26 protein-coding genes are annotated in these 24,024 nt (G+C 68.7%); 9 read left to right on the forward strand and 17 right to left on the reverse strand.

Annotated elements, in window-relative coordinates; translation table 11 throughout:
* Both H5411_RS41020 and H5411_RS41025 read right to left on the reverse strand, forming a co-directional pair.
* On the reverse strand, positions 1–807 hold an 807-nt coding region (locus tag H5411_RS41020), incomplete at its 3' end, for an MBL fold metallo-hydrolase (protein ID WP_183126932.1).
* A complete protein-coding gene (locus tag H5411_RS41025) occupies positions 807–1,382 on the reverse strand; it encodes a TetR/AcrR family transcriptional regulator (RefSeq protein WP_183126934.1) in 576 nt (191 codons plus the stop codon). The genes H5411_RS41025 and H5411_RS41020, both read right to left, overlap by 1 nt.
* Positions 1,383–1,471: 89 nt before the next feature.
* Here H5411_RS41025 and H5411_RS41030 point away from each other — a divergent pair, with 89 nt between their 5' ends.
* The 3 genes from H5411_RS41030 to H5411_RS41040 are packed head-to-tail and all read left to right on the forward strand — an operon-like array spanning position 1,472 to position 4,088.
* Positions 1,472–2,377, forward strand: a complete 906-nt coding sequence (locus tag H5411_RS41030; RefSeq protein WP_183126936.1) for an aldose 1-epimerase family protein — start codon at positions 1,472–1,474, stop codon at positions 2,375–2,377.
* Complete coding sequence (locus H5411_RS41035; RefSeq protein ID WP_183126938.1) at positions 2,344–2,847, forward strand: GNAT family N-acetyltransferase; 504 nt, start codon at positions 2,344–2,346, stop codon at positions 2,845–2,847. Before H5411_RS41030 ends, H5411_RS41035 begins: the two co-directional genes overlap by 34 nt.
* Before the next feature lie 20 nt (positions 2,848–2,867).
* Positions 2,868–4,088, forward strand: a complete 1,221-nt coding sequence (locus tag H5411_RS41040; RefSeq protein ID WP_183126940.1) for an amidohydrolase — start codon at positions 2,868–2,870, stop codon at positions 4,086–4,088.
* 31 nt (positions 4,089–4,119) lie between these two features.
* On the opposite strand, the gene H5411_RS41045 is transcribed toward H5411_RS41040, so the two are convergent.
* Positions 4,120–4,557, reverse strand: coding sequence for a Uma2 family endonuclease (locus H5411_RS41045; RefSeq protein WP_183126941.1), 438 nt, complete (start codon positions 4,555–4,557; stop codon positions 4,120–4,122).
* Positions 4,558–4,562: 5 nt separating this feature from the next.
* Positions 4,563–5,390, reverse strand: coding sequence for an NmrA family NAD(P)-binding protein (locus H5411_RS41050; protein ID WP_183126943.1), 828 nt, complete (start codon positions 5,388–5,390; stop codon positions 4,563–4,565).
* A gap of 65 nt (positions 5,391–5,455) precedes the next feature.
* Between H5411_RS41050 and H5411_RS41055 the strand changes: the two genes are divergently transcribed.
* Entirely contained in the window at positions 5,456–5,818 is a 363-nt protein-coding gene (locus H5411_RS41055) for a winged helix-turn-helix transcriptional regulator (RefSeq protein ID WP_183126945.1), read from the forward strand.
* Here the strand turns inward: H5411_RS41055 and H5411_RS41060 are convergent.
* Positions 5,815–6,960, reverse strand: coding sequence for an acyl-CoA dehydrogenase family protein (locus tag H5411_RS41060; RefSeq protein WP_183126947.1), 1,146 nt, complete (start codon positions 6,958–6,960; stop codon positions 5,815–5,817). The genes H5411_RS41055 and H5411_RS41060 overlap by 4 nt on opposite strands.
* Positions 6,961–7,063: 103 nt before the next feature.
* Between H5411_RS41060 and H5411_RS41065 the strand changes: the two genes are divergently transcribed.
* The 4 genes from H5411_RS41065 (at position 7,064) to H5411_RS41080 (ending at position 11,583) form a co-directional block, all read left to right on the forward strand.
* Positions 7,064–7,651 carry a TetR/AcrR family transcriptional regulator gene (locus H5411_RS41065; protein WP_037369544.1) on the forward strand — a complete coding sequence of 196 codons (588 nt, stop codon included), beginning with the start codon at positions 7,064–7,066 and terminating at the stop codon, positions 7,649–7,651.
* A gap of 55 nt (positions 7,652–7,706) precedes the next feature.
* Positions 7,707–8,648, forward strand: coding sequence for a carbohydrate kinase family protein (locus tag H5411_RS41070; RefSeq protein WP_183126949.1), 942 nt, complete (start codon positions 7,707–7,709; stop codon positions 8,646–8,648).
* Between the two features lie 190 nt (positions 8,649–8,838).
* Positions 8,839–10,155, forward strand: coding sequence for a citrate synthase (locus tag H5411_RS41075; protein WP_101437394.1), 1,317 nt, complete (start codon positions 8,839–8,841; stop codon positions 10,153–10,155).
* 69 nt (positions 10,156–10,224) lie between these two features.
* Positions 10,225–11,583 carry a cryptochrome/photolyase family protein gene (locus H5411_RS41080; protein WP_183126951.1) on the forward strand — a complete coding sequence of 453 codons (1,359 nt, stop codon included), beginning with the start codon at positions 10,225–10,227 and terminating at the stop codon, positions 11,581–11,583.
* On the opposite strand, the gene H5411_RS41085 is transcribed toward H5411_RS41080, so the two are convergent.
* The 6 genes from H5411_RS41085 to H5411_RS41110 form a co-directional block, all read right to left on the reverse strand.
* Complete coding sequence (locus tag H5411_RS41085) at positions 11,580–11,870, reverse strand: MerR family transcriptional regulator (protein ID WP_246370185.1); 291 nt, start codon at positions 11,868–11,870, stop codon at positions 11,580–11,582. The genes H5411_RS41080 and H5411_RS41085 overlap by 4 nt on opposite strands.
* Positions 11,871–12,004: 134 nt before the next feature.
* Positions 12,005–13,183: an ABC transporter permease gene (locus H5411_RS41090; protein WP_183126952.1), complete on the reverse strand. Its 1,179-nt coding sequence runs from the start codon at positions 13,181–13,183 to the stop codon at positions 12,005–12,007.
* Positions 13,180–14,079, reverse strand: a complete 900-nt coding sequence (locus H5411_RS41095; protein WP_220818147.1) for an ABC transporter ATP-binding protein — start codon at positions 14,077–14,079, stop codon at positions 13,180–13,182. The genes H5411_RS41090 and H5411_RS41095 overlap by 4 nt, the downstream gene beginning before the upstream one ends.
* Before the next feature lie 2 nt (positions 14,080–14,081).
* Positions 14,082–14,342: a helix-turn-helix transcriptional regulator gene (locus tag H5411_RS41100; RefSeq protein WP_183126956.1), complete on the reverse strand. Its 261-nt coding sequence runs from the start codon at positions 14,340–14,342 to the stop codon at positions 14,082–14,084.
* Between the two features lie 65 nt (positions 14,343–14,407).
* Entirely contained in the window at positions 14,408–15,943 is a 1,536-nt protein-coding gene (locus H5411_RS41105) for a glycerol-3-phosphate dehydrogenase/oxidase (RefSeq protein WP_183126958.1), read from the reverse strand.
* On the reverse strand, positions 15,940–16,584 hold the full coding sequence (locus tag H5411_RS41110; RefSeq protein ID WP_183126959.1) for a TetR/AcrR family transcriptional regulator: 645 nt from the start codon (positions 16,582–16,584) through the stop codon (positions 15,940–15,942). The genes H5411_RS41105 and H5411_RS41110 overlap by 4 nt, the downstream gene beginning before the upstream one ends.
* A gap of 16 nt (positions 16,585–16,600) precedes the next feature.
* Here H5411_RS41110 and H5411_RS41115 point away from each other — a divergent pair, with 16 nt between their 5' ends.
* Complete coding sequence (locus H5411_RS41115) at positions 16,601–18,211, forward strand: FAD-binding oxidoreductase (protein ID WP_183126961.1); 1,611 nt, start codon at positions 16,601–16,603, stop codon at positions 18,209–18,211.
* Here the strand turns inward: H5411_RS41115 and H5411_RS41120 are convergent.
* The 6 genes from H5411_RS41120 to H5411_RS41145 all read right to left on the reverse strand — a co-directional run.
* The gene (locus H5411_RS41120; protein ID WP_460431684.1) at positions 18,204–18,830 is read right to left on the reverse strand and encodes a gamma-glutamylcyclotransferase; all 627 of its coding nucleotides are present in this window, start codon (positions 18,828–18,830) and stop codon (positions 18,204–18,206) included. The genes H5411_RS41115 and H5411_RS41120 overlap by 8 nt on opposite strands.
* Complete coding sequence (locus tag H5411_RS41125; protein WP_183126965.1) at positions 18,827–19,924, reverse strand: S-(hydroxymethyl)mycothiol dehydrogenase; 1,098 nt, start codon at positions 19,922–19,924, stop codon at positions 18,827–18,829. The genes H5411_RS41120 and H5411_RS41125 overlap by 4 nt, the downstream gene beginning before the upstream one ends.
* Positions 19,925–20,065: 141 nt before the next feature.
* Entirely contained in the window at positions 20,066–20,572 is a 507-nt protein-coding gene (locus H5411_RS41130) for a DinB family protein (RefSeq protein WP_312878721.1), read from the reverse strand.
* Between the two features lie 43 nt (positions 20,573–20,615).
* On the reverse strand, positions 20,616–21,872 hold the full coding sequence (locus tag H5411_RS41135) for a peptidase C39 family protein (RefSeq protein ID WP_183126967.1): 1,257 nt from the start codon (positions 21,870–21,872) through the stop codon (positions 20,616–20,618).
* A gap of 74 nt (positions 21,873–21,946) precedes the next feature.
* Positions 21,947–22,348 (reverse strand): PaaI family thioesterase, encoded by a 402-nt coding sequence (locus H5411_RS41140; protein WP_183126969.1) that lies wholly within the window; start codon positions 22,346–22,348, stop codon positions 21,947–21,949.
* A 52-nt stretch (positions 22,349–22,400) separates the two neighbouring features.
* The coding region (locus tag H5411_RS41145; RefSeq protein ID WP_183126971.1) for a TIGR03767 family metallophosphoesterase at positions 22,401–24,024 on the reverse strand (1,624 nt) is incomplete at its 5' end.

Here is a 24,024-nt window from a genome sequence, read left to right on the forward strand (position 1 = left end):
GCTCCTCTCGCTGAGCCGGACGAAATCGGTCAGGTCGTGCGAGGCGAACACGGTCACCTCGTCGGCGTGGTCCCGGCGCAGCTCGCGCAGCCGGCGCTGGTTCTCGCGCCGCGGCCCGGGCAGCGTCTGGACCCGCCGTTCGAACATAGCCAATCCGGGCGGGCAATAGGGCTCGACGTCGATCTCCTGGTGGAAGAAATACGCGTCCCCGGCGTTGAGCACCCAGCCGGACCCGGTGTCGACCGCGACCCCGGCGTGTCCGACGGTGTGCCCGGCGAGCGGCACGAGGGCGACACCCTCGACGCCGTCCAGTTCACGGACCGCTTCGAAGCCGAACCAGCTGTCCCCAGTGTCCGAATAGGACTTCCACTGTGGACCGTGCCGGAACTGGACGTCGCGGTAGCGCGGGTTTCCGGCGCGGTAGGCGTCGAGTTCCTTGCCGTAGACGTGCACGCGGGCCTGCGGGAAGTCGACGAGCCCGCCGGCATGGTCGAGGTCGAGGTGGGTGAGGACGATGTCGCGGACGTCGGCCGGGTCGAAGCCCAGTGCGCGAATCCGGCTCAGCGCGGTTTCGCTTTCGTCCGCCACCGGGTTGGAGGTCCGCAGGAAGCGCGGGCCGAGCCAGCGCGCCGCGTCGGTGACGCCGGGCGAACCCATCCCGGTCTCGACCAGTGTTAGCCCGGTGCCGGTTTCGACCAGCATGCAGTGGCACACAAGGGTGGCACGGCGCAGCAGCCCGGGCTTTCCGTCGATCAGCCTGCCGCCGATCGGACGCATGGTGCCGCAGTTGAAGTGGTGTACCCGCATCAGGCGAACTCCCGTTCAACGGTGGTGTGCAGATGGGCGGCGACGGCTTGCAGGGGCGCGGTGTCCCGTCGGGTGCGCGCGAGCAGCAGCGCGCCTTCGATCGCGGACAGCACGACGGTCGCCAGCGAAGCGGCGCGGTCCTCGGCGAGGCCGCGTTCGGTGAAGTAGGCGGAAATGTCGCGCAGCCAGCCTTCGTAACCCTGATCGCAGGCGGCGCGAATCGGTTCGCTGTCGGCGGCTTCCAGTGCGACAGTCGCGATAGGACAGCCGCAGCGGTAGTCCGATTCGGACAGCGAGGTGGCCAGCGCGGTGACGATGAGATCGATGGCGGTGGCCGGATCCGGTGCGCCAGCGGTGATTTCGCGGAAAACTCCGGCCAGCCTTTCTCCAGAAAGCTGCACCGCCTCGGCGGCGAGCTGTTCCTTGCCGCCGGGGAAATGGAAGTACAGCGAGCCCTTCGGGGCCCGGCTTTCGGACACGAGCTGGGTCATCCCGGTGGCGTGGTAGCCCTGGGTGCGAAACAGCGCCGCCGCCGATTCGAGCATCCGGCGGCGCGTGTCGGTGCGGTTGGCCATGGCGTCCACCGTAGCTCAAACTATGACGACCGGTCTAGTTATTTTCGCGGCCTGCCCGCGCGGCGCGGCCGATCGGTAATCTCAGCGCCATGGCGAACCCCACCGGAGAACAGTTCGAGATCACCCGCGGCAACGCGCGCGCCGTCATCACCGAGATCGGTGCCGGACTGCGTGCGTTCGAGATCAGCGGAGTGCCGTACGTCGAGACGTTCGCCGAGGACGAGAAGCCGCCGAAGGGGCTCGGCCAGGTGCTGCTCCCGTGGCCCAACCGGACCAAGGGCGGCACGTGGGAGTTCGAGGGCGTGCAGCAGCAGCTGGAGATCACCGAGGAGGCGCGCGGCAACGCCATCCACGGCCTGACCCGGCACCGCGAATGGGAGCTGCTGGAGCACGCGGAAACATCGATCACGCTCGCCGTCGACGTCGAGGTGCAGCCCGGCTGGCCGGTCCCGCTGCGCGCGACGATCACCTACGACCTGCAGCCGCGCGAGCTCGTCGTCACGCACGAGATCCGCAACGAGGGGGAGAAGCCGATCGGCGTCGGCGTCGGAACCCACCCGTACTTCCGGATCGGCGACGCGCCCACCGACGAGCTGACTCTCACACTGCCCGCCACGCGCGTCCGGCCGTACGAGGGCGATCAGCAGATGCCGTACGCGGACGAACAGGACGTCGAGGGCACCGAATACGACTTCCGGCGGGGCAAGCTGCTCGAAGGCGTCGACCTGGACACCGCGTTCGGCGGACTGGAGCTGGCCGCGGACGGGACGCACCACTACCTGCTGTCCCACGGGGACCGCCAGCTGGTGGTCTGGACCGGCCCGGACTTCCGCTGGGTGCAGGTGTTCACGCCGGACGACCTGGTGGGCCGCGGCCGTGCGGTGGCGATCGAGCCGATGACCTGCCCGGCGGACGCGCTCAACACCGGCACCGACCTGATCGAACTGGAGCCGGCCACGTCGTGGACGGGCAGCTGGGGAATCCGGGTCCCGTGAAACTCGAGCTGCTGACCGACGCGGACGCGGGTGAGCTGCTGACCCTGCAGCAAGCCGCGTATATCACCGAGGCGCGGGCGCACCAGAACTTCGACCTGCCGCCGTTGCTGGACACCCTCGACCACGTGCGCGCGGCCATCGCCGACCCGTCGATCACGGTCTGGGGCTTTCGCGACGGCGGCCGGCTCGTGGCGAGCGTGCGGATGCGAGTGGACGGTCCGGTCGGCGAGATCGGGCGGCTCGTCGTGGCACCGGATCGCCAAGGCGAGGGACTCGGTACCGCGCTGCTGGCGGCCGCGGAGGAGGCGACCCCGGCGGAGGTGACGGTGTTCCGGCTGTTCACCGGCGAGCGTTCGGCCGGTCCGCTCTCTTTGTACCGAAAGCTCGGTTACCGCGAGACGCACCAGTCGCCGGAAGCGGACTATCAGTTGGTGCACCTGGAAAAACCCCGGGTGCGCGAACCCGGGTGAGTTCGTTAGCGTGTCAAACTATGGATTGCAAGGCGATTGTCGGGGGCTATGTGGTCCCCGTCGGCGCCGCTCCGATCGAGGGCGGCACTGTGCTCATCGAAGACGGCCGGATCACCCAGGTCGGGACTGAGGCCGATGTCGAGGTGCCGGAGGACGCGGAGCTGGTGGACGCGTCCGGCTGCTGGGTCCTGCCGGGATTCATCGACGCGCACGTGCACCTCGGCGTCCACGAGGACGGCGAAGGCTGGGCGGGCAACGACACCAACGAGATGACCGACCCGAACGGCGCGCGCTTCCGGGCGGTCGACGGGATCGACCCGTACGAACCGGGCTTCGACGACGCGCTCGCCGGCGGCGTCACGAGCGTGGTGATCAAGCCGGGGTCGGGCAACCCGATCGGCGGGCAGACCATCGGTGTGAAGACGTGGGGCCGGTCCATTCTGGACATGACGTTCGCCGAGCAGGTGAGCGTGAAGAGCGCGCTGGGCGAGAACCCGAAACGGGTTTACGGCGAGAAAAAGGTCACGCCCTCGACCCGGCTCGGCGTGGCCGCGATCCTGCGCGAGGCGTTCACCAAGGCGCGCAATTACCAGGCGAAGCGCGACCACACGCTGGCCGAGGGCAAGCCGTTCGAAACGGACCTGACCAACGAAACGCTGGCGAAGGTCCTGGACGGCGAGCTGTACTGGGACCAGCACGTGCACCGCGCCGACGACATGGTGACCGCGATCCGGCTCGCTGACGAGTTCGGCTACAAACTGGTGATCAACCACGGCACCGAAGGCCACCTGATCGCGGACCTGCTGGCCGAACGCGACATCCCGGTGATCCTCGGCCCGCTGTTCACCACGAAGTCCAAGGTGGAACTGCGCAACCGCACGCTGCGCTCGGCCGGGATCCTCGCGCGGGCCGGGGTGAAGATCGCGATCACCACTGACCATCCGGTAGTCCCGATCAACTTCCTGGTGTACCAAGCCGCTTTGGCGGTGAAGGACGGCCTCGACCCGGAGACGGCGCTGAAGGCGCTGACGCTGCACCCGGCGCAGATGCTCGGCCTGGACGACCGGATCGGCACCCTGACGCCCGGCCTGGACGCGGACGTGGTCGTGTGGTCGGGCGACCCGCTGGACGTGATGAACCGCGCGATGCGGGTGTTCGTGCGGGGCCGGGAGGTCTACCACTTCGACGAGACGACCGGCGAGGGCGTGTCGGCGGATCGGCGGTACCGGGAAGCCCGCTGACGACTCGGTTGAGGCGGCCAGCCCGGTCGCCTCAATCGAGCAGGGCGGCGAGATCGATTTCCGCGGGGAACGGCTCGGTGGTGCGGAATGTCCCGGTGACGGGCGGGGCGTCCTGGTAGCCGAGTTCTCCGGCCTGGTGGCAAGCGACGAGGGAGACCGGGTCGTCGAGGTCGAGGATCCAGTAGAAGGGGATTCCGGCGTCGGCGTACTCCTTGTGCTTCGTGACATAGTCGGTGCGCTTTGAATCGGGTGCCGCGACTTCGACCACCAGGGCGAGGTCTTCGGCGCGGAGGATCTCGTCTTCGGGAGTCCGGGCGAGCACGTCCGAGGTGGTGACCAGGAGATCGGGACACCGGGAAAAACCCGGTGCCCCGTCCGGCGCGAGACCTAGATCGATATCGCTCGACCTCGCCGAGAGCGAGGTATTCCTTGATCGAGAGCAGTTGCCGGGCAGGGTCCTGGTGTCCATGCCACTCACGGTAAGCGAGGGGTACGACACTTTCCGCCAACATAGTCCGTCAGGAACGCCCGCAACCCCCGCGGCGCGCGCCCGGTAATCGCGGCGAAATCATCGCTCAGCCAGGCCCCGTCCCCCTGCGCGAGCAGCTCGAAAACCTGCGCGTTCGACCCCGCCTCGGGCACCCCGTTCTCCACCATCATCGCGCGGTGCTCCTCGACCGAGATCCGGCGATACTCCACCACCCGCCCCGTCGCCGAAGTCCATTCCCGTGCGACATCGGCGAACGTCACCAGCTCCGGCCCGGTCAGCAGGTACGTCCGTCCCGCATGCTCCGCCGGTGCCGTAGCGATCACGGCCGCCGCCGCCGCGACGTCCCGGGCGTCGATCATTCCGATCCGGCCATCGCCCACCGACCCCGAAAAGCCGCCGGTCTCCGCAACCTCCGGTGCGAGGGCCAGCAGATTCTGCATGAAGAAGTTCGGCGCGAGCAGTGTGTACGCCATCCCCGACGCCTTGAGGTGCGCGTCGATCCGCGCGTGCTCTCGTCGTCGGGCGACGGGCGAGTCCGCGAAAGCCTTGTGGTTCGTGACCCGCACGACGTGCCGCACGCCGTGTGCGAGAGCGCGGTCGAGCACCGCGATCTGCTGATCCGCCACTGCGGGCCCGATCAGCAGGAGTGTGTCGACCCCGCGCAAAGCCGCGTCCAGAGTGTCCGGACGGTCGAAATCGCCGACTACTTCTCCGGGCCTGCCGGTCGGGGTGCGGACGAGCGTCCGGACCGGTCCGAGCAGCCGGACGGTTTCGCTGCCGATTGTGCCAGTAGCGCCGGTAACCAAGATCATTCATCGATCGTGCGCGCGCCGGTATCGTTTGTGAAGAAGGCACCTCAACGATCCATAGGTACCCAATGGATACCAAGTATGCGAAAGCCTGCCCGTCGCGCACGGTGATGGACGTGCTGGCAAACAAGTGGACGCTCTACGTCCTCGGCCTGCTCCGGCAGTACGACCGGCCGTTGCGGTTCACCGAGCTGCGCCGCGGCGTCGAAGGGGTGACGCAGAAATCGCTCACCCAGGTGCTGCGCAACCTCGAACGCGACGGGCTGGTCAGCCGCACGATCTACCCGACGATTCCGCCGCGCGTTGAGTACGCGCTCACCGGCCTGGGCAGGGACGCCGGCGCGTTGACCGGCGCGATCGCTGACTGGTCGAAAGCCAACGCGGACCGCGTCCATGCGGCCCGCGCGGCTTACGACAAGCGGGCGGACTAGGCGTTCTTCAGCGAACGGGCGATCAGCATCCGCTGGATCTGGTTCGTCCCCTCGAAGATCTGCGGCACCTTCGCCTCGCGCATGTACCGCTCCACCGGGAAGTCCCGCGTGTAGCCCGCGCCGCCGAGCACCTGGACCGCGTCCGTCGTCACCTTCATCGCGCCGTCCGTCGCCACCAGCTTCGCGACCGACGACTGGCGCTGGAAGTCCAGCCCGCGGTCGCGGCGGCGAGCGGCGTCCAGGTAGGTAGCGCGGGCCGATTCGACCGTCGCCGCCATGTCCGCCAGCAGGAACTCCAAGCCCTGGAAGTCCGCGATCGGGCGGCCGAACTGCGTGCGGCCCTTCGCGTACTCCACGGCCTCGTCCAGGGCCGCCTGCGCCAGGCCGACCGCGCACGCGGCGATCCCGAGCCGGCCCGAGCTGAGCGACGACAGCGCGATCTTCAGGCCGGAACCCTCGCCGCCGATGAGCCGGTCGGCCGGGACCCGGGCGTTCTCGAACAGCATCTGGGCTGTCGGAGACCCGGTGAGGCCCATTTTCCGCTCGCGCGGCGCCGCCGACAGTCCCGGAGTCGACGAGTCGACAAGCAGGCACGAGATGCCGTGGCCGCCGTCGTCGCTCGTGCGGACCATCGTCGTGTAGAAGTCCGCGACCCCGGCGTGGGTGATCCACGCTTTCGTGCCGTTGACCAGGTACTCGTCGCCCTCCAGCCGGGCTCGGGTGGACAGTGCGGCCGCGTCCGAGCCGGCGTGCGTTTCCGAGAGGGCGTACGCGCCGAGCAGCGAGCCGCCCAGCATGTCCGGCAGCCAGCGGTCCTGCTGTTCTTCCGTGCCGTAGTTCGCGAGCGCGTAGCAGGACATCGTGTGCACCGACAGCCCGACGCCGACGCTCATCCACGCGGCGGCGATCTCCTCCAACGCCTGCAGATAGACCTCGTACGGCTGCTCGCCCCCGCCCCAGCGCTCCGGGTACGGCAGTCCGAGCAGGCCGGACTTGCCCATCAGCGTGAACAGGTCGCGCGGGAAGCTCTCGGCCTCCTCGTCGGCCGAAGCGCGGGGTTTCAGCTCGTCACGGGCGATTTCCGTGACAAGCGCGAGCAGGTCCTCGGACTCCGGCGTCGGCAGCAGACGGTCGACCGGCATGGCGTTCCTCCCAGGCAGCTGTACTGAAAACAGTACTAACGACTCGTCGAAAGTACAGTATGCGGGGCGCGACTGTCCCTGATCGGTAGGAGATAGTGACGTGATGTCCACCCCTGAAGCCCGTCGCAGGCCCACCGCGCGGCAGCAGGCGCTGCTGCGCGAGCTCGAGGCGTTGTTCCTGGCGGAGGGCTTCGCCGGCTTCACGCTCGACGATCTGGCCGCCCGGCTCCGCTGCTCGAAGTCGACGCTGTACGCGCTCGCGCCGAGCAAGGAGCAGCTCGCGGTCAAGGTCGTCGCGCACTTCTTCCGCGACGCCGCCGAACGCCTGGAGAAGCGGATCGCGGGTATCGACGACGCCCGTGAGCTGATCGGCGAGTACCTCTCCGGCGTCTCGGAGCACCTGAACCGGGCGTCGCCGGAGTTCATGGCCGACATCGCCGCCTTCGCGCCCGCCCGCGACACCTATCAGCTCAACAGCCGCGCCGCCGCGCGCCGGATCCGAGCGTTTATCGACAAGGGCGTCGCCGACGGAGTGTTCCGCGACGTGCACGCGCGGCTCGTGGCCGAAATGACCGGACTGATCATCGAGGGCATTCAGACCGGCGTGCTCGGCCGGCGCACCGACGTATCCGACGCCGAAGCGTTCACCGCGCTCGGCGAACTTCTGCTCGGCGGGCTCGACAAGAACTGATGTGTCCGCATCGGGACAGGAATTGTCAGCACCGCTTCCTCTACACTCGCCGCTTGTGATCGTGGTGGGTGGAGAGGCGCTGGTCGACCTCGTTCCGGGCGAACCGTTGGATTCCACTGTGGACGGTGGGCTGCGCGCGCTGCTGCCCCGGCTCGGCGGCGGTCCCTACAACGTCGCGCTCGCCGCGGCCCGGCTCGGCGTTCCCGCGTCGTTCCTCTCCCGGATTTCCACTGACCGGTTCGGCGTCGCGTTAGTGGAGCGCCTTTCCGCTTCGCACGTCGACACTTCGTTGCTGCAGCGCGGCAACGAGCCGACGACGCTCGCCGTAGTGGCGCTCGACCAACGCGGCGCCGCGCGATACACGTTCTACGTCGAGGGAACCGCCGATCGGCTGGTTTCCGATCCTGGTGCGCTGCCGGAAGAAACCACCGCGCTGTCGCTCGGAACGCTGGGCATGGTGCTCGAACCCGGCGCGAGCGCGTACGAACGTATTCTGCGCCGCGAATCCGCGCGTGGGACCCTGACAGTGCTCGACCCGAATATCCGGGAGGCGCTCATCGCCGACCCGGCGGCTTATCGCGCGCGCTTCGCGTCGTGGCTGCCCGACGTCCGGCTGTTGAAAATCTCCGACGACGACGCCGCGTGGCTCGCCGAGGGCGCCGACCCGGTGGCCGCCGCGAAATCGTGGGTGGAGTCCGGTGTGGACGCCGTCGTGCTCACCCGGGGCGCGGACGGCTTGTCTGTGATCACTTCGGCCGGTGAGCTGGCCCACGTTCCGTCTCGCAAGGTGACCGTGGCGGACACGATCGGCGCCGGCGACACCGTGCAGGGCGCGCTGCTCGCCTGGCTGCACGAGCGCACCGTGCGCGACCTGGCCGCACTCGACGCCGGCGCGTGGACCGAAGCGCTTGCTTATGCGGCGAAAGCGGCGTCGATCACGGTCTCCCGCAGCGGAGCGGAGCCGCCGACCGCCGCGGAGATGGCTGCCGCCGTGTGAACCTGGTCCCAATGGGGCCTTTCGGGGCAACGCAGCGAGTGCGGAGTGACCCACCCTTCGACTAGCGTAGTAGTGAATTCATACCCAGCGGGGCGGTGTGCAGCGAGGCGCGTGTTTCCTCGCGTGAACACGTGGCTACTGCGGAACCCGCAGACGCCGCCGTCCCGTGCCCAACGTGAGAGGGACCTGCATGTCCGACGCGACGAATGCGGGGCAGTCCGGCGGCGAAACCGCGACGCTGCGCCTGCCGAGTGGCGAGCACGAGTTCAAGGTCGTCAACCCGGTCGAGGGCGCGCCGGGGATCGAGCTGGGAAAGCTGCTGGCGCAGACGGGGTACATCACCTACGACCCCGGGTTCGTCAACACCGGTGCCGCGTCGTCGGCCATCACCTACATCGACGGTGATGCGGGCATCCTGCGCTACCGCGGCTACCCGATCGAGCAGCTGGCGGAGAAGTCCACCTTCATCGAGGTGTCCTACCTGCTCATCTACGGCGAGCTGCCGACCGAGGCCCAGCTGGCCGACTTCAGCGAGCGGATCCAGCGGCACACCCTGCTGCACGAGGACCTCAAGGCGTTCTTCTCCGGCTTCCCGCGCGACGCGCACCCGATGCCGGTGCTGTCCAGCGCCGTCTCCGCGCTGTCGACCTTCTACCAGGACTCGCTGAACCCGTTCGACGAGCCCAACGTCGAGCTGTCCACCATCCGCCTGCTGGCGAAGGTGCCGACGCTCGCGGCGTACGCGTACAAGAAGTCCGTCGGCCAGCCGCTGCTGTACCCGGACAACTCGCTGGGCCTGGTCGAGAACTTCCTGCGGATGACGTTCGGCTTCCCGGCCGAGCCGTACGAGGTCGACCCGGACATCGCGAAGGCGCTCGACCTGCTGTTCATCCTGCACGCCGACCACGAGCAGAACTGCTCCACCTCGACGGTGCGGCTCGTCGGCTCGTCCGAGGCGAACCTGTTCGCCAGCATCTCGGCGGGCATCAACGCGCTGTTCGGCCCGCTGCACGGCGGCGCGAACGCGGCGGTGCTGGAGATGCTCGAGGGCATCCGCGACGACGGCGGCGATGTCGCGACGTTCGTCAACCGCGTGAAGAACAAGGAAAAAGGTGTCAAGCTCATGGGCTTCGGGCACCGGGTCTACAAGAACTACGACCCGCGCGCGAAGATCATCAAGAACACCGCGGACGAGATCCTCGGCAAGCTCAAGGGCGGCGACCAGCTGCTCGACATCGCCAAGAAGCTCGAGGAAACCGCCCTTTCCGACGACTACTTCGTCGAGCGCAAGCTGTACCCGAACGTGGACTTCTACACCGGTCTCATCTACCGCGCGCTCGGGTTCCCGACGAAGTTCTTCACCGTGCTGTTCGCGCTCGGCCGGCTGCCCGGCTGGATCGCGCACTGGCGCGAGATGATCAACGACCCGCAGACCAAGATCGGCCGCCCGCGCCAGATCTACACCGGTCACGCGTCTCGCGACTACACCCCGATGTCGGAGCGCTGAGTCTCCGGTTTCAGTCGGTGAAACGCCCCGTCGTGCTTTCGCACGGCGGGGCGTTTATCGTTGTGCGGCATGACGATGGAAGCGCCGGTCGTGCTGTGGTTCCGCCGGGATCTCCGGTTGCGGGACCACGCCGCGCTGTTCGAGGCGGCCAAGCACAGCAAGCGCCTTCTGGCGCTGTACGTGCTGGACGACCGGCTGCTCGAACCGGCCGGTGCGCCGCGGGTCGCGTTTCTGCTGAATTCCTTGCGGGAGCTGGACAAAGCGTTGTCCGGCCGGTTGATGGTGCGGCACGGCGATCCGGTGCGGGAGGTCGTCGCCGCGGCAAGGGAGATCCGGGCGGCGGCGGTGCACGTCTCTGCGGATACCGCACCGTATGGGCGTAAGCGAGACGAAGCCGTGGCCGACGCCTTGGCGGAGCACCGGATTCAGTGGGTACCGACGGGTTCTCCGTATGCCGTGACGCCCGGGCGGGTCACCAAGCCGGATGGGACCCCGTATCGGGTTTTCACTCCCTTCTATCGCGCCTGGGAACAGCACGGCTGGCCTCGTCCAGCAGACACCAATGTGTCTATTGTGGACTGGGTCAAGCCCTCTTCTTCGGAGTCCTTGCCGGAAACGCCGGAGGTAGGGTGCGAGCTGCCGCCGGCGGGGGAGGAGGCCGCGCTGGCGGTGTGGCAGAAGTTTCTTTCCGACGGGCTCGAGGATTACGCGACCGAGCGCGATCGTCCGGATCAGGCTGGCACCACAAGGCTTTCGCCCTATCTGCGCTGGGGTGCGATCCATCCGCGGACGATGCTGGCCGATCTGGCGGGAAAACTGTCCGAGGGCGCGCAGGCGTTGCGTTCCGAGCTGTGCTGGCGCGAGTTTCACGCCGACGTCCTGTGGAACCGGCCGGAAACCGCGCGGCGGAACTACGACCGGCGGTTCGACGGAATGCGTTACGACACCGGGAAAACCGCGCGGGAGATGTTCGCGCAGTGGTGCGAGGGACGGACTGGTTACCCGATCGTCGACGCCGGGATGCGGCAGTTGCTGGCCGAGGGCTGGATGCACAACCGGGTCCGGATGATCGTGGCGAGTTTCCTCGTGAAGGACCTGCATTTGCCGTGGTGGTGGGGAGCCCAGCACTTCATGCGGCACCTGGTGGACGGCGATCTGGCGTCGAATCAGCTGAACTGGCAGTGGGTCGCCGGATCCGGGACGGACGCCGCGCCGTACTTCCGGATCTTCAATCCGACCACGCAGGGCCAGAAATTCGACCCCCAGGGCGATTACGTGCGCCGGTATGTGCCGGAATTGCGTGGCGTGGAAGGGAAAGCGGTGCACGTGCTGAAGGAGCGTCCGGAGGAGTATCCGGCTCCGATCGTCGACCACGCGGAGGAGCGGCAGGTCGCGCTGCAGCGGTATGGGGCGATTACGGGGTCTTAGTGCGGTGTGCCCGTTCGTGGCTTTCCGCGAGGGATAGGCCGCGTTGCCGTTCTTCGACGATCGACCAGAACCGCGGGCATTTCAACGGATCGCTGGCCGGACAGTGTCGTCCGTGTTCGAGCGCGGTGACGGCCGATTTCGGACAGGGTGAAGCCGATCTCCTGGGACAGCACGCCGACGTCCTCGACCGCGGATTCGGCGTAGCGCCGTCGGCCCGCTTCCCGTTCCGCCGGACGCACGACACCGAGCTCGTCGTAGTAGCGCAGCGTGCGCTCGGTGGCAGTCATTTGACTTCAAGCGTACTCGAAGTGGTGTGCTCGCCTCATCAACGTTACGGAGCGGTCGCTGGACCGGGTGATGCGCTCCGCATCGAAACGCTCGACCTGGAGCCGCCCGTGGTGTGCGTGCTTGGCCGTGTGCCCTAACGACGCAGCGCGTCAGCTAGCCGCACGCGGCTGCCGACTCGCAGCACTCCGTTCCGGTACACCCGTGCCCCGGCCCAGGTGACCACTGCGATCAGCGCGACCGTCAGTATCAGCGACAGCGCGATTTCCCACGGTTCGACCGTCCCGAGCGCGATCCGCGCGGGCATCAGGATCGGCGACAGCAACGGAATCAACGACACGATCCGCGTCGCCGCGCTGTGCGGTGCTTGCGTCAGCAGGTCGATCCCCGCGACGAACCCGATGACCAGCGCGATATTCACCGGCGCGACCACCGCCTGCGTGTCCTCCTGGCGCGACACCAGCGCGCCGGCCGCGCCGTACAGCATGGCGTAGAGGAGGAAGCCGAGCAGGTACCAGACGAGACCCCAGCCCAGCGTCCCCACCGCCACGCTGGATATCGAGAACACCCCGGACACGTCACCGGCCACCAAACCCGCCACGGCGAGGATCGCCAGCTGCGCCAACCCGACCAGGCCCAGCCCGATGACCTTGCCCAGCAGCAAATGCACCGGCCGGACGGTCGCGAGGAGGAGCTCCACGACGCGGCTGGATTTCTCCTCGACCACGCCCTGCGCGACGAACATCCCGTAGGTCATGATGCTGACGTACAACAGGATGGCGACCACGATCCCGGTCGCGAGTTTCGTTCCGGCCTGCGGATCCGGCGGTTCCAGAGCCTGGACGTCGGCATGGGTGGCCGAGACTGCCTGGTGCACGGCCGCGGGATCGAGGTTCGCGGAGTAGAGCTGAGCGTCCAGTACCTGTTGCTGCGCGATGCCGTCCAGCGTGGCCCGCAGCTTGGAGTCCACAGTAGACTTGACGACCACCCGCGGCCGTGCGGCGCTGCCTGAGACGAGCGCGTCGACGTCGCCGTCGCGGACCTGGGTCAATCCGTCCGATTCGGACTGTACGAGGACGATTGTGAAACGCCGGTCGGTGTTCTCCAGTTGCGTGGCGATGCCTTGTGCTTGCCCGACGAGCGCGACTTTCGTGGTCTCCCGGTCCGCGGCGAGGAATACCTGCAGGGTGATGTACCCCAGCAGCAGCAACAGCATCACCGCGGTACTGACCACAAAGGACCGGGTGCGAAGCCGTGCGTTGAGTTCTCGTTTGGCCACCAGCCGCACCGCGCGGGTGGGACGGATCCGGCTCATCGAGGTGCTCCCGGCGTGGCGACGGAATCGCGGAACAGCTCGGCCAGAGTACGGCGTCGGTGGCTGAATTCCGTCACCGGGCCGGTGGCCAGCGCGGCGGCGAGCACGGCCTGGTCGTCGGCGCTCGGCAACAGCTCCAGCACGGTCGTGGCACCGCGGTTTTCGAGCACGCGAGCGCCGGGAACCGTTGCCGCCCAGCCAGGATTCGCACTGGGTGCCGTGACGACCAGCCGACGTCCGGCGTCGCGGGTCAGCTCGTCCACGGTGCCGACCGCGACCATCCGGCCGTCGCGGATGATGCCGACCCGGTCGCACAGCCGCTCCACGAGGTCGAGCTGATGGCTGGAAAACACCACCGGCACGCCCGTCGCCGCTTTCTCCCGCAACACGCCGCTCAGCACGTCGACGGCGAGCGGGTCGAGGCCGGAAAACGGTTCGTCGAGCACCAGCAGCGCCGGATCGTGCACCAGCGCGGCGGCGAGCTGCACGCGTTGCTGATTGCCGAGGCTGAGCTTCTGGATGTCGTCCTTGCGCTTCGGCCCGAGCCCGAGCCGGGCGATCCACAGCTCGGCGGCGCGGTGCGCGTCGTTGGTGCTGAGGCCGTGCAGTTCGGCGAGGTAGACGAGCTGGTCGAGGACCTTCATTTTCGGGTACAGCCCGCGCTCCTCGGGCAGGTACCCGATCTGCGCGCGGGTGTCGGGCGTGACCGGCTGCCCGCCGAACCGCACCTCGCCCGAGTCGGCGGCCAGCACGCCGAGCGCGATCCGCATCGTGGTGGTTTTGCCCGCCCCGTTGCTGCCGACGAATCCGAACAGCTCGCCCGGCGCCGCGGTGAAACTCACGCCGTCGAGCGCGGTTTTCGGCCCGAATCGTTTGCTGATCCGGTCGATCTCCAGCGTCACGCGTCCCCCTCCCGCTCCGCCTCGCCCGAGAACGACGCACGGCTGAACACGGCTTCCACCGGCAGGCCGAACACCGCACAGATGCGGAACGCCAGGTCGAGACTCGGGTAATGATCCCCGCGCTCCAGCGCCCCGATCGTCTGCGGATTGACCTCGACCGCCTCGGCGAGGTCCGCCCGGCTCATCCCGCGCTCCGCGCGCAGTACCGGCAGGCGGTTGCGGATCGGCAGCTCCGTGCCACGCCGCACCGGGCTCATGGAGCGCACTGTTGCAAAAACCCAACAACCAGTCAAGCTGCCTTGCCGGGATTTGCCCAGGGTTTTCAGGACAGTCCGGCCAGGGCTTTCTCTACCAGTTCAGCCACCCGGTCGCGGGCGGCTTCGGCGTCGGCGGGGACCAGGGCCAGCCGGGTGCGGCGTTCGAGGACGTCCTCGACGGTCGTCGCGCCCTCGTGGCGGACCGCCCATACCACCTCCGCCGCGGTGATTTCCGTCGACGCGCACAGCGGGGCCGCGAATTCCGGCTCCAGTTCCCCGAGCGCCGCCACGCGAGGTGCTTCAGTGCCGTACTTGGCGACCAACCGCGCTGGAGCGTCCACAAGAGACAGTCGGGAGCGTGGTGCGGCACCGAGGAGCGGCAGTTTCGCGGTACGCGAAGGGCCAGCGGGCAGTCCGGCGTGGGTCAGCGCGGCATCGACGGCGTCCTCGGCCATGCGCCGGTACGTCGTCAGCTTTCCTCCGACCACGGTGAGCACACCGTCGGAACCGGTGATCACCGCGTGTTTCCGCGAGAGATCCGCACTGCGTCCGGCGGAACCGGAAACGAGTGGCCGCAATCCGGCGTAGGAGCCGAGTACGTCCGCGGCGGTCAGCGGGCGGTCCAGGACCGAAGAAGCTGTCGACAGCAGGAAGTCCACATCGGACTCCGGAACCGTCGGCACGTCCGGGACCCCGCCGGAGACAGGTTCGTCGGTGAGTCCTAAGTAGACCCGTCCGTCGAGTTGCGGCAGCAGGAACACGAACCGGTTGGTCTCGCCGGGGACCGGGATGGTGACGGACGTGGCTCCGACCCGCACGGTGTCCGGGGCGAGCACCAGGTGCGAGCCGCGGGAGGGCCGGAGCTGCACCGAGTCGGTCAGGGTGTCCGCCCAGACACCGGCCGCGTTGATGACTTGCCGGGCGTGAAGCGTGTACTCCGAAGAGCCGTCCCGGACCCGTGCTTCGTTGCCAGACAAAGAAACTGCTGACAGGCGCGTGAGGATTCGAGCGCCGAGCAAGGCCGCGGTGCGGGCAATGCTGACCACAAGCCGTGCGTCGTCGACCAAAGCACCGTCGTACGCCAGCAGCGCGCCGCGCAGTCCGCCGGGAGCGAGGCCGGGGGACAGGGCCAGCGCCTCGGCAGCGGGAATCCGGCGCGGCCCGGGGAGTACGGACGACGGCGTGCGCGCGGCCCGCCGCAGTCCGTCGCCAGCTCGGAGACCGGCGGCGAGCAACGCCTGTTGCGTGGTGGAAGTACCGGGATAGAGCGGAAAGAGCTGCGGCATCGCGCGCGTGAGGTGCGGCGCGGTGCGGGTCATGAGGATCCCGCGCTCCACGGCGCTTTCGTGCGCGAGCCCGAGCTCGCCCTTGGCTAGATACCGCAGTCCGCCGTGCACGAGTTTGCTGGACCACCGCGACGTGCCGAACGCGAGGTCGTGCGCCTCCACCAGCGCGACGGAGAGCCCTCGCGCGGCCGCGTCGAGGGCGATGCCCGCGCCGGTGACACCGCCGCCGACCACGAGGACGTCAACCCGTTCACCGTCGACCAGCCGGGACAGTTCGCGTTCGCGGCGGCGCGCGTTGAGGGATCCGGTGCTCATGGTTTCAACCCCGCTTCGACCAGGTGCCGGAACTCGGCGAGCAGCGCGGCCTCGTCGACGTCCGCGGTGGCCGGGCGCAGCGAGAACGCGAACGACTGGACGACCAGCAGCACCGATCGCGCCTGCGCGGCGACCTCCGCGACGCGCACCGAGCCGTCCCGGTGACCCTCTTCGAGCAGGCTTCGGAGCACATGCTCGGCGAAGTGCTGCGTCGCACCGAGCCGCTCCACGATGTAGGGCAGCACCAGCTCCGCGTCTACGTCCAGCAATGTCCGGAACAGCGGATCGGCCGACAACGCGCCGACGCTGGCCGCCGCGAGGTGCACGATGCGATCGCGGGCGTGTGCCGCGCGGTCGCCCGACTCGCTCACCCGCTGCAGCAGGCCGCCGAACTCGCGCGTCATCAGCGCGGCGAGCACACTGCGCACATCAGGGAACCGCCGGTACACCGTCATGCGGCTGACCTGCGCGGTCCGGGCGATTTCGGCGAGCGTCGTACGCCGGACGCCGACCGCGAGCACGCACTGGCGCGCCGCGTCGAGGAGCTCGTCGTCGGCGACGCGAGCCGAGGTCGGGCGGCTGCGGGCGTCCGCGAGTGCGGAAGGAGCCGCTCCCGGGCGGGAGTGACGTTTGACGTCCATATGTCACACTGTAGTCGTGAGCGATCTCATCAACCACCGCGTCCGGCGTTCGTGGACCGAACAAGGCGCGGCCTCGGCTGGTCTGCCCGACCGCGCCGTCCGGTGGCTTGGCCAGCGTATCGGCCAGGTCGGTCCAGATCGAGGCGGTAAAACCGGCGCTCCGGCTCCGGTCGCCGAGTCCGCGCTGACCGTGCCCGTCCGTACCGAGTTCGAGGACCTTCTCGGCGCGGACCACGTGCTGGTCGACCCGGCGGAACGGCTCGGCCGCGCCGGCGGTCTGTCCTATCTGGACCTGCTGCACGCGCGGGCCGGCGACGAGGTGCCGGTGCCGGACGCGGTGCTGCTGCCCGCGGACCCGGACCAGGTGCAGGCCGTGCTGGACCTCTGCGTGCGGCACGACATCGGGGTGGTCCCGTTCGGCGGCGGCACGTCGGTGGTCGGCGGGGTCGCGCCGCTGCGCGGGGACAAGACGGCGGTGGTCGTGCTGGATCTGGTGCGGCTCGACGAACTGGTGTCGATCGACCCGGTGTCGCGGATCGCGGTGCTGCAAGCCGGCGTGCGCGGGCCGGAGGCGGAGCGGTTGCTCGCGGCGCACGGATACACGCTCGGCCATGTGCCGCAGTCGTTCGAGCGCGCGACGATCGGCGGGTTCGCGGCCACGCGCTCGGCCGGGCAGGCGTCGTCCGGTTACGGCCGGTTCGAGGACATGGTCGCCGGGGTCAGGTTGGCCACGCCGAAGGGCGAGTGGCGGCTCGGGGTCGCGCCAGCGTCCGCGGCCGGACCGGATCTGCGCCAGCTCGCTGTCGGCAGCGAGGGCACGCTCGGCGTGATCACCGAGGTCGCGCTGCGGATCCGGCCCTTGCCCGAGCAGCGGCATTACGAGGGCTGGATCGTCGACGGCTGGGAGGCCGGAGCGGCGGCGGTACGGAAACTCGCGCAGGACCACGCTCTGGCTGACGTCACTCGACTGTCCGATGTGGACGAGACTGCCGTGTCGTTCTCGCTCAACGCCGGGGTGAAGACCACGGCGCTGAAGACGTACCTCAGAGCGCGCGGGATCAAGAACCCCTGTCTGCTGATCGTCGGCTGGGAAGGCGACGTCGCCCGCAGGAGGCGGCGGACGTCGGCGATGCTGAAGTGCTCGGGTGCGGTGCGAATCGGCAAGGCGCTCGGCGAATCGTGGCGGCACGGCCGATTCTCCGGACCCCGGCAGCGAGACGCGTTGCTGGATCTCGGGGTGTGCGTGGAAACTCTCGAGACGGCGGCCTACTGGTCCAATCTGGACGAACTGCACGACGCGGTGCGCGCGGCATTGGTGGCGTCGCTGGGCCGGGCGATCGTGATGTGCCACGTTTCGCACGCCTACGAAACCGGTGCGTCGCTGTATTTCACGGTGCTGACCTCGCGGGACGACACTGACCCGGTTGGACAGTGGAAGCGCGCGAAGGCGGCGGCGTGCGAGGCGATCACTGGGATCGGCACGATCAGCCACCATCACGCGGTCGGGGTGGACCACGCGCCGTATCTGGAGGCGGAGATCGGCCGGATCGGGCTGGACGTGCTGCGTGCGGCCAAGTCCGCGGTGGACCCGACCGGGATCCTGAACCCCGGAAAACTGCTCAGCTGAAGATGCGTTCCGGCGGCAGGACAGTGCAGGCAAGACCGTGTCCTGGCGCTGGTTCGCCGACGAGTGCCGCCGCGTCCGCCTGGTCGACATCAGCGATGCGGACCGGGAATCCGTTGACCAGCAAGGGAAACCGGATCGGCGAGGCACCGACGTAAGCGTGCACTCCGGAAAGCAGCACGCCGTCCAGCCGGATGTCGGCCTTGTCCAGCATCGCCAGGTCGTACCGATTCCCGCGGCCCTCGCAGATGTCCAGCACAGCCAGCTGTTCCGGCGTCGCGAACCAGACGAAGTGGTCCTCCGTCACGCCCGGCAGCGCGGTGAGCGTTGCCGGGCGCTGGCCGTCGCGTTGGCGCAGTCCGGCGGCCCACACCGCGGCGAGGCCGGTGCACTGGACGCGAGCCGCGACCACCGGTCCGGTCATGCCGAGCTGGGTGCGCAGCCAGGTGATCTTCGACGGGCACGCGTTCGACCCGTACGCGAGCACGGGGGTGCGCGAACGCCACCCCGGCGGCGCGGTGTCCAATGCGTGGCCAGCGCCGTCGAGGTGGACGTACGAGCAGTCCGGCCGTGTGCCCGGGTACGGGTCGGCCGGATAGTCCGCGTCGGCGAAAAGAATCAGAACTCCACCACGCTGCGCAGCACGTCGCCGTGGTGCATTCGCTCGAAAGCCTGCTCCACGCCGTCGACGCCGATCCGTTCCGTGACGAACTTGTCCAGCGGCAGCCTGCCCTGCAGGTACAGGTCGACGAGCATCGGGAAGTCCCGCGACGGCAGGCAGTCGCCGTACCACGACGACTTCAGCGAACCGCCCCGCGAGAAGAAATCGATCAGCGGCAGGTCGTTGAGCTTCATGTCCGGCGTGGGCACGCCGACCAGCACGACGGTGCCGGCGAGGTCGCGACCGTAGAACGCCTGCCGCCAGGTCTCCGGACGGCCGACCGCGTCGATCACGACGTCCGGTCCGAACGAGTTCGTCGCGTCCTGCATCGCGGCCACCACGTCCTCCTCGCTCAGGCCGCGGCTGTTGACCGTGTGCGTGGCCCCGAAGTCCTTGGCCCACTGCAGTTTCCGGTCGTCGGTGTCGATCGCGACGATCGTGGTGGCCCCGGCGAGGCGCGCGCCCGCGACGGCCGCGTCGCCGACGCCGCCGCAGCCGATCACCGCGACCGAATCGCCGCGCCCGACCGCGCCGGTGTTGATCGCCGCGCCCAGCCCGGCCATCACGCCGCACCCCAGGAGGCCGGCGACGGCGGGTTCGGCCCGCTCGTCGACCTTGGTGCACTGTCCACTGTGGACGAGGGTTTTCCCGAGGAACGCTCCGACACCGAGCGCGGGGGACAGCTTCGTGCCGTCGGTGAGCGTCATCGGCTGTTCGGCGTTGAAAGTCGAGAAGCAGTACCAGGGCTTGCCGCGTTTGCACGCCCGGCAGGTGCCGCAGACCGCGCGCCAGTTGAGGATCACGTAGTCGCCGGGCGCGAGATCGGTGACGCCCGCGCCGACCTTGTCCACCCGGCCCGCGGCCTCGTGCCCGAGCAGGAACGGGAACTCGTCGTTGATCCCGCCCTCGCGATAGTGCAGGTCGGTGTGGCACACCCCGCACGCCTGCACCGACACGACGGCCTCGCCCGGTCCGGGATCCGGGACCACGACCGTCTCGAGCGTGACCGGCTCACCCTTGGCCCGCGACACGACTCCCTGGACCTCGTACGGCATGCGCACAACCCCTTTACCCGCAACAGCGTTCTCGCGCGCAGCCAATCCCAGCTGCCGCCCACCACCACCCGCAACGGAGCGGCTTCGCCGCACAGTTAAACATCTGTCATGCGCATGTCGCCATAGCCCGGATCGGTTCCGCTACTCACCGGTCGCCCCGTCGACCAGCTCGCGCACCACGTCCAGCTGGCCGACGTGCCGGGCGTACTCCTGAAGCAGATGAAAGAGGATCCAGCTCAAGGCGGGTGGCCGTGCCGGGGAATCGAAGCGGTCGCGGCCGCGGGCGACGTCCTCGAGCCGCGCGCCGGACACGATCGCGCGGGAGGCGGCGCACTCCTCCAGAAAGAGCGCCCGAACCGACTCCGCCGATTCGTCCGCGCCGACCGACCACTTTCCGGTCTCGGGATCGCTCTCGCCCCAGACCGGATCCACGTTTTCGCCCGCGAAACCCCAGCGCAGCCATCGCCGTTCCACGAACGCGAGGTGCTTGAGCAGCTCGAGCGGGGTCCAGCCGGAAGGAAGCCTGCTGGTGCGCAGCTCGTCGTCGGACAGGCCGTCGAGCTTGCGCAGCAGCGTGGCCCGGTAGTAGTCGAGGTAAGCGAGGAGCAGTTCTCGGGGGTCCGACAGCGTATCCGGAGGCTCGGTCACGAGGGGCACCGTAGCTCCGGAACGGCCTGCCGAACCAGCGGGTTTACGGCGTGATGAGGTAAACGATCCCGCCCGGCCCGCCCGCCACCGCGCCGGTCTCAGTGTGCCGCTTCGTGCGCTGCCAGATCTTCTCGAACTGGTCGCGCTTGTACACCGTGCGCACGCGGCCGTCGGAGCTGGACGCCGGGTCGTTCGCGATCACGTCGCCCGCCTGGGTGAAGCCGACGACGACCATCAGGTGCCCGGCCGTGCCGTAGCCCGCGCCGTCCAGTTCGCTGGCCAGGAACGACTGCGAAGTGATCACCGGGATGCCGCGGGCGATGTAGTCCTCGAGTTCGTTGAGGTCGTGCAGCCGCGTGATGTGCCCGCGCAACCCGAGCGTTGCGGCGTACGCGGTGTTGAACGGCCAGTTGCCGGTGCCGTCGTACGCGTAGTCATAGGTGCCGCGCGCGGCGTAGACGACCGACCGGTCCTGGTAGTCCGCCGGGATCCAGTCCATCTGCTCCGCGGACGGCTTGCGGCCCCAGTATTCGGCGACCATCTCCGTCGACGTCGGGCTGCACCACGCTTCGCCGCCACCGCCGTACTGCGGGAACTGTCCTTTGTGGATGTTCTGGGCGAACGGCGGCACCTTCAGCTCGATGCCGCGCGCCCGGCCGGGCTTGGTGGTCTGGACGTCGAACCGGTCCGGAACGTTCGAGGTCATCGCGCCGAGCGAGGACAGCGTCGGCGTGGTCGGCGAACCCTGCTCGCGGTACAGCGTCACGCGCAGCTGGTACGAGCGCAGCGTGACGCCTGCCTTCGTGGCGAGCGTGTCGACGTCGACCGAGGCGTTGGCGTCGTCTTGCCCGTCGACGCTGGTGCGGTGGATGTCGCCGTCCCCGCTGGCCCAGCGGCCCATCGTGTACCAGGTGGTTTCGGCGCCCGCCGAAGTCCGGCCGCGAGCCTGCACCTCCAGCCACGTCTTCGCCGGGGTGCGCGCGTTCCACGACGCGATCAGCTGCGTGGCGTCGAAGCCCTGCCGGTAACTCGGCGACGTCCAGGTGCCGTAGTCGTAGGTGCGCGTGGTGCCGAGCCCCGGTTCAGTGTGCGCGACGCTGCCTGCCGGATGCGTGATCCGCAGGCCGCCGTAACCGAAGCCGAGCCCGTCGAGCCGGCCCGCGAAGAACGAGCCGGACGACCATTCGTGGTAGTCGATGGCTTCGTCGTTACGCGCGTGCTGCGGTTCCGCGGCGGCCTGCGCCGCACCAGCCGTGAGCATGACGATGGACAGTAACGTGACCAACCCGCGAACCCGCATTCCGGCTCCGTCCCCAGACCCCAGTGGTAGCCAAAGATTTTCGCCTTCCGGAGCGGGTAAGTAAAGAGCCGCCGCTACAACACTGCTTGCGTCTGGGTGATTTTCGCGGCGAGCTTGCCGTCGTCGTCGTGGATTTCGGTCTCGACGACCACGACGCGGCGCCCGGCGTGCAGTGGTCTGGACGACGCGGTGGCGTACCCCGAACGGACGCCGCGCAGGAAGTTCGTTTTGGACTCCAGTGTCGTCGTGCCCTGCGCGCCCTCGGGCAGATTGAGGAACGCGCAGACGGCGCCGGTCGAATCCGCCAGCGCCATCAGGACGCCGCCGTGCAGCACGCCGCCGAGCGTGCACAGCGATTCGTCCCACGCGATCCGGCTGCGGACCAGGTCCGGGCCGTGCTCCAGCACCTCGATGCCGAGCCGTTCGCTGAACGGCATCGTCTTGTGGAACAGCTGTGTGCCTTCGACGTCGGTCATGCCGAGCAGTCAACCGCAACCGGGTGCGTGGCGTCGATTACCTCGGGGGTAATCAACTGAGCGGGTTAGGCAGCAGCAGTTCGGTGTTGCGGTCGCCCGCCTCGCCGACGCGGCTGAGGTTCGCGTGGATGTCGTTGTAGGAGAACTCGCGGTACATCGAGGCGAGCGCGTCGGTGGTGCGGGCGGAGTAGTCCACGGCGTACGGGGCGTCGGCCTCGATGAGCGTGGTGAACAGCGAGAGCGTGCCGTCGTGGTTGTCGGCCAGTTCGATGATCCGCGCGTGCTGCGGGAAGTCGATGTGGCTGGCGGTGTTGATCTCCCAGAAGCTCTGCGCCGGGGTCTTGCCGACGTGCGGGGTGATCTTGTTGAGGTGGGTGTGCCCGTTGACCCAGGCCACGACGTTCGGGAAGCGCTGCAGCATCGCGACGAACGTGTCTCCGTTCAGCCGCGGGTCGAGCAGGTGGCGCGCGTCGGGCAGGAGGTTGCCCATGGTGCCGCTGGTGTGGTGGCTGAAGAGGACGAACAGCTCGTCGGTGACGGAATGGGTGACCTTGCGGCCGAAGAAGTCGTAGTACGTCGAGCTGTTCCGTTTGAGCGTCGCCTCGACCCAGTTGAACTGCGCGAGCCCGATCGAACCGTCGGCGAACCCGCCCTGCGTAGTGGTGTCGAGGCTGATTCCGGTGACACCGGGTGCGATGCGGAAGGTGTAGTAGACGTTCAGTCCGTCGGAGTTGGCGTCGGTGAAGCCGTGCCCGACCGGGCCGGGGCCGGTGTTCTTCGCGGCCAGATGCGCCTTGACGAACTCCGAGGTGCTGAACGGCCGCCGCCGCGGGTCTGGCGTGACCTCGCGGACGGTGCCGCCGCCGAACAGTTCGGCGAGCGGCACGCTCTGCCCGTTCTGGATGGCGGTGCCGAGCTTCCGCGCGCTGCTCTCGTCCTTGCCGATGACCTTGTATTTGCCGGTGTACCAGCCCTCGATGCCCGGGATGCCCTCCGGCAGCGTGCCGACGACGCTGTCGTCGTGGTTGCCGAACGTGCAGTACCAGGGCAGGTTCAGCCCGGGGGCGGTGAACGGCGCGATCCCGGCCTCGAGCAGGCCGGGGATCTGCGGGAAGCCCTTTTTGGTGTAGTCGTCGGCGAGCCGGGTGCCCGGGTTCCAGAATTCCGGGTTGCCGGACGCCTGGACGCCCTCGTAGCGGTTCGGGTCGCCGGAGTTGGGCGTGATCGGGCCGCCGTTGAGCGTGGTGAGGAACCAGTCGAGTTCGAGAAGCTCGTGGTTGTCGGTGTTGTCTCCGGTGGTCATGACGAAGTCGAACTGCCGCCCGGTGAACGGCCCCGCGCCGAGACTGTTGACCCGCTTGACGAGCGCGCTGGTCGCGACCGTGCCGAGCGTTTCCTGCGGCCGGTGCGCGGACCCGATGAACGGATGCAGATACTCGAACCGGGCGGGCGATTCAGTGTCGGTGATATGCAGATCGGTGAACTGCACGAACGCCCCGAGCGCGGTCCGCCGGTCGTCGCGGCCGGACTTGCCCTCGACGAGATCCGACCGGACGGAGACCGGCCAGCCAGGCCCGGCGGACAACCGCGAGTACCCGGTGGGCGCACCGGAAGCAGCCTGGTCAAGCGTGGTCCCGGCGGTCCGGACAGCCCGCCGCGCGGTCCGGTTCAACGCA

Origin of the sequence: Amycolatopsis echigonensis (assembly GCF_014174495.1) — a bacterium.
GTDB classification, from domain to species: Bacteria; Actinomycetota; Actinomycetes; order Mycobacteriales; family Pseudonocardiaceae; genus Amycolatopsis; species Amycolatopsis echigonensis.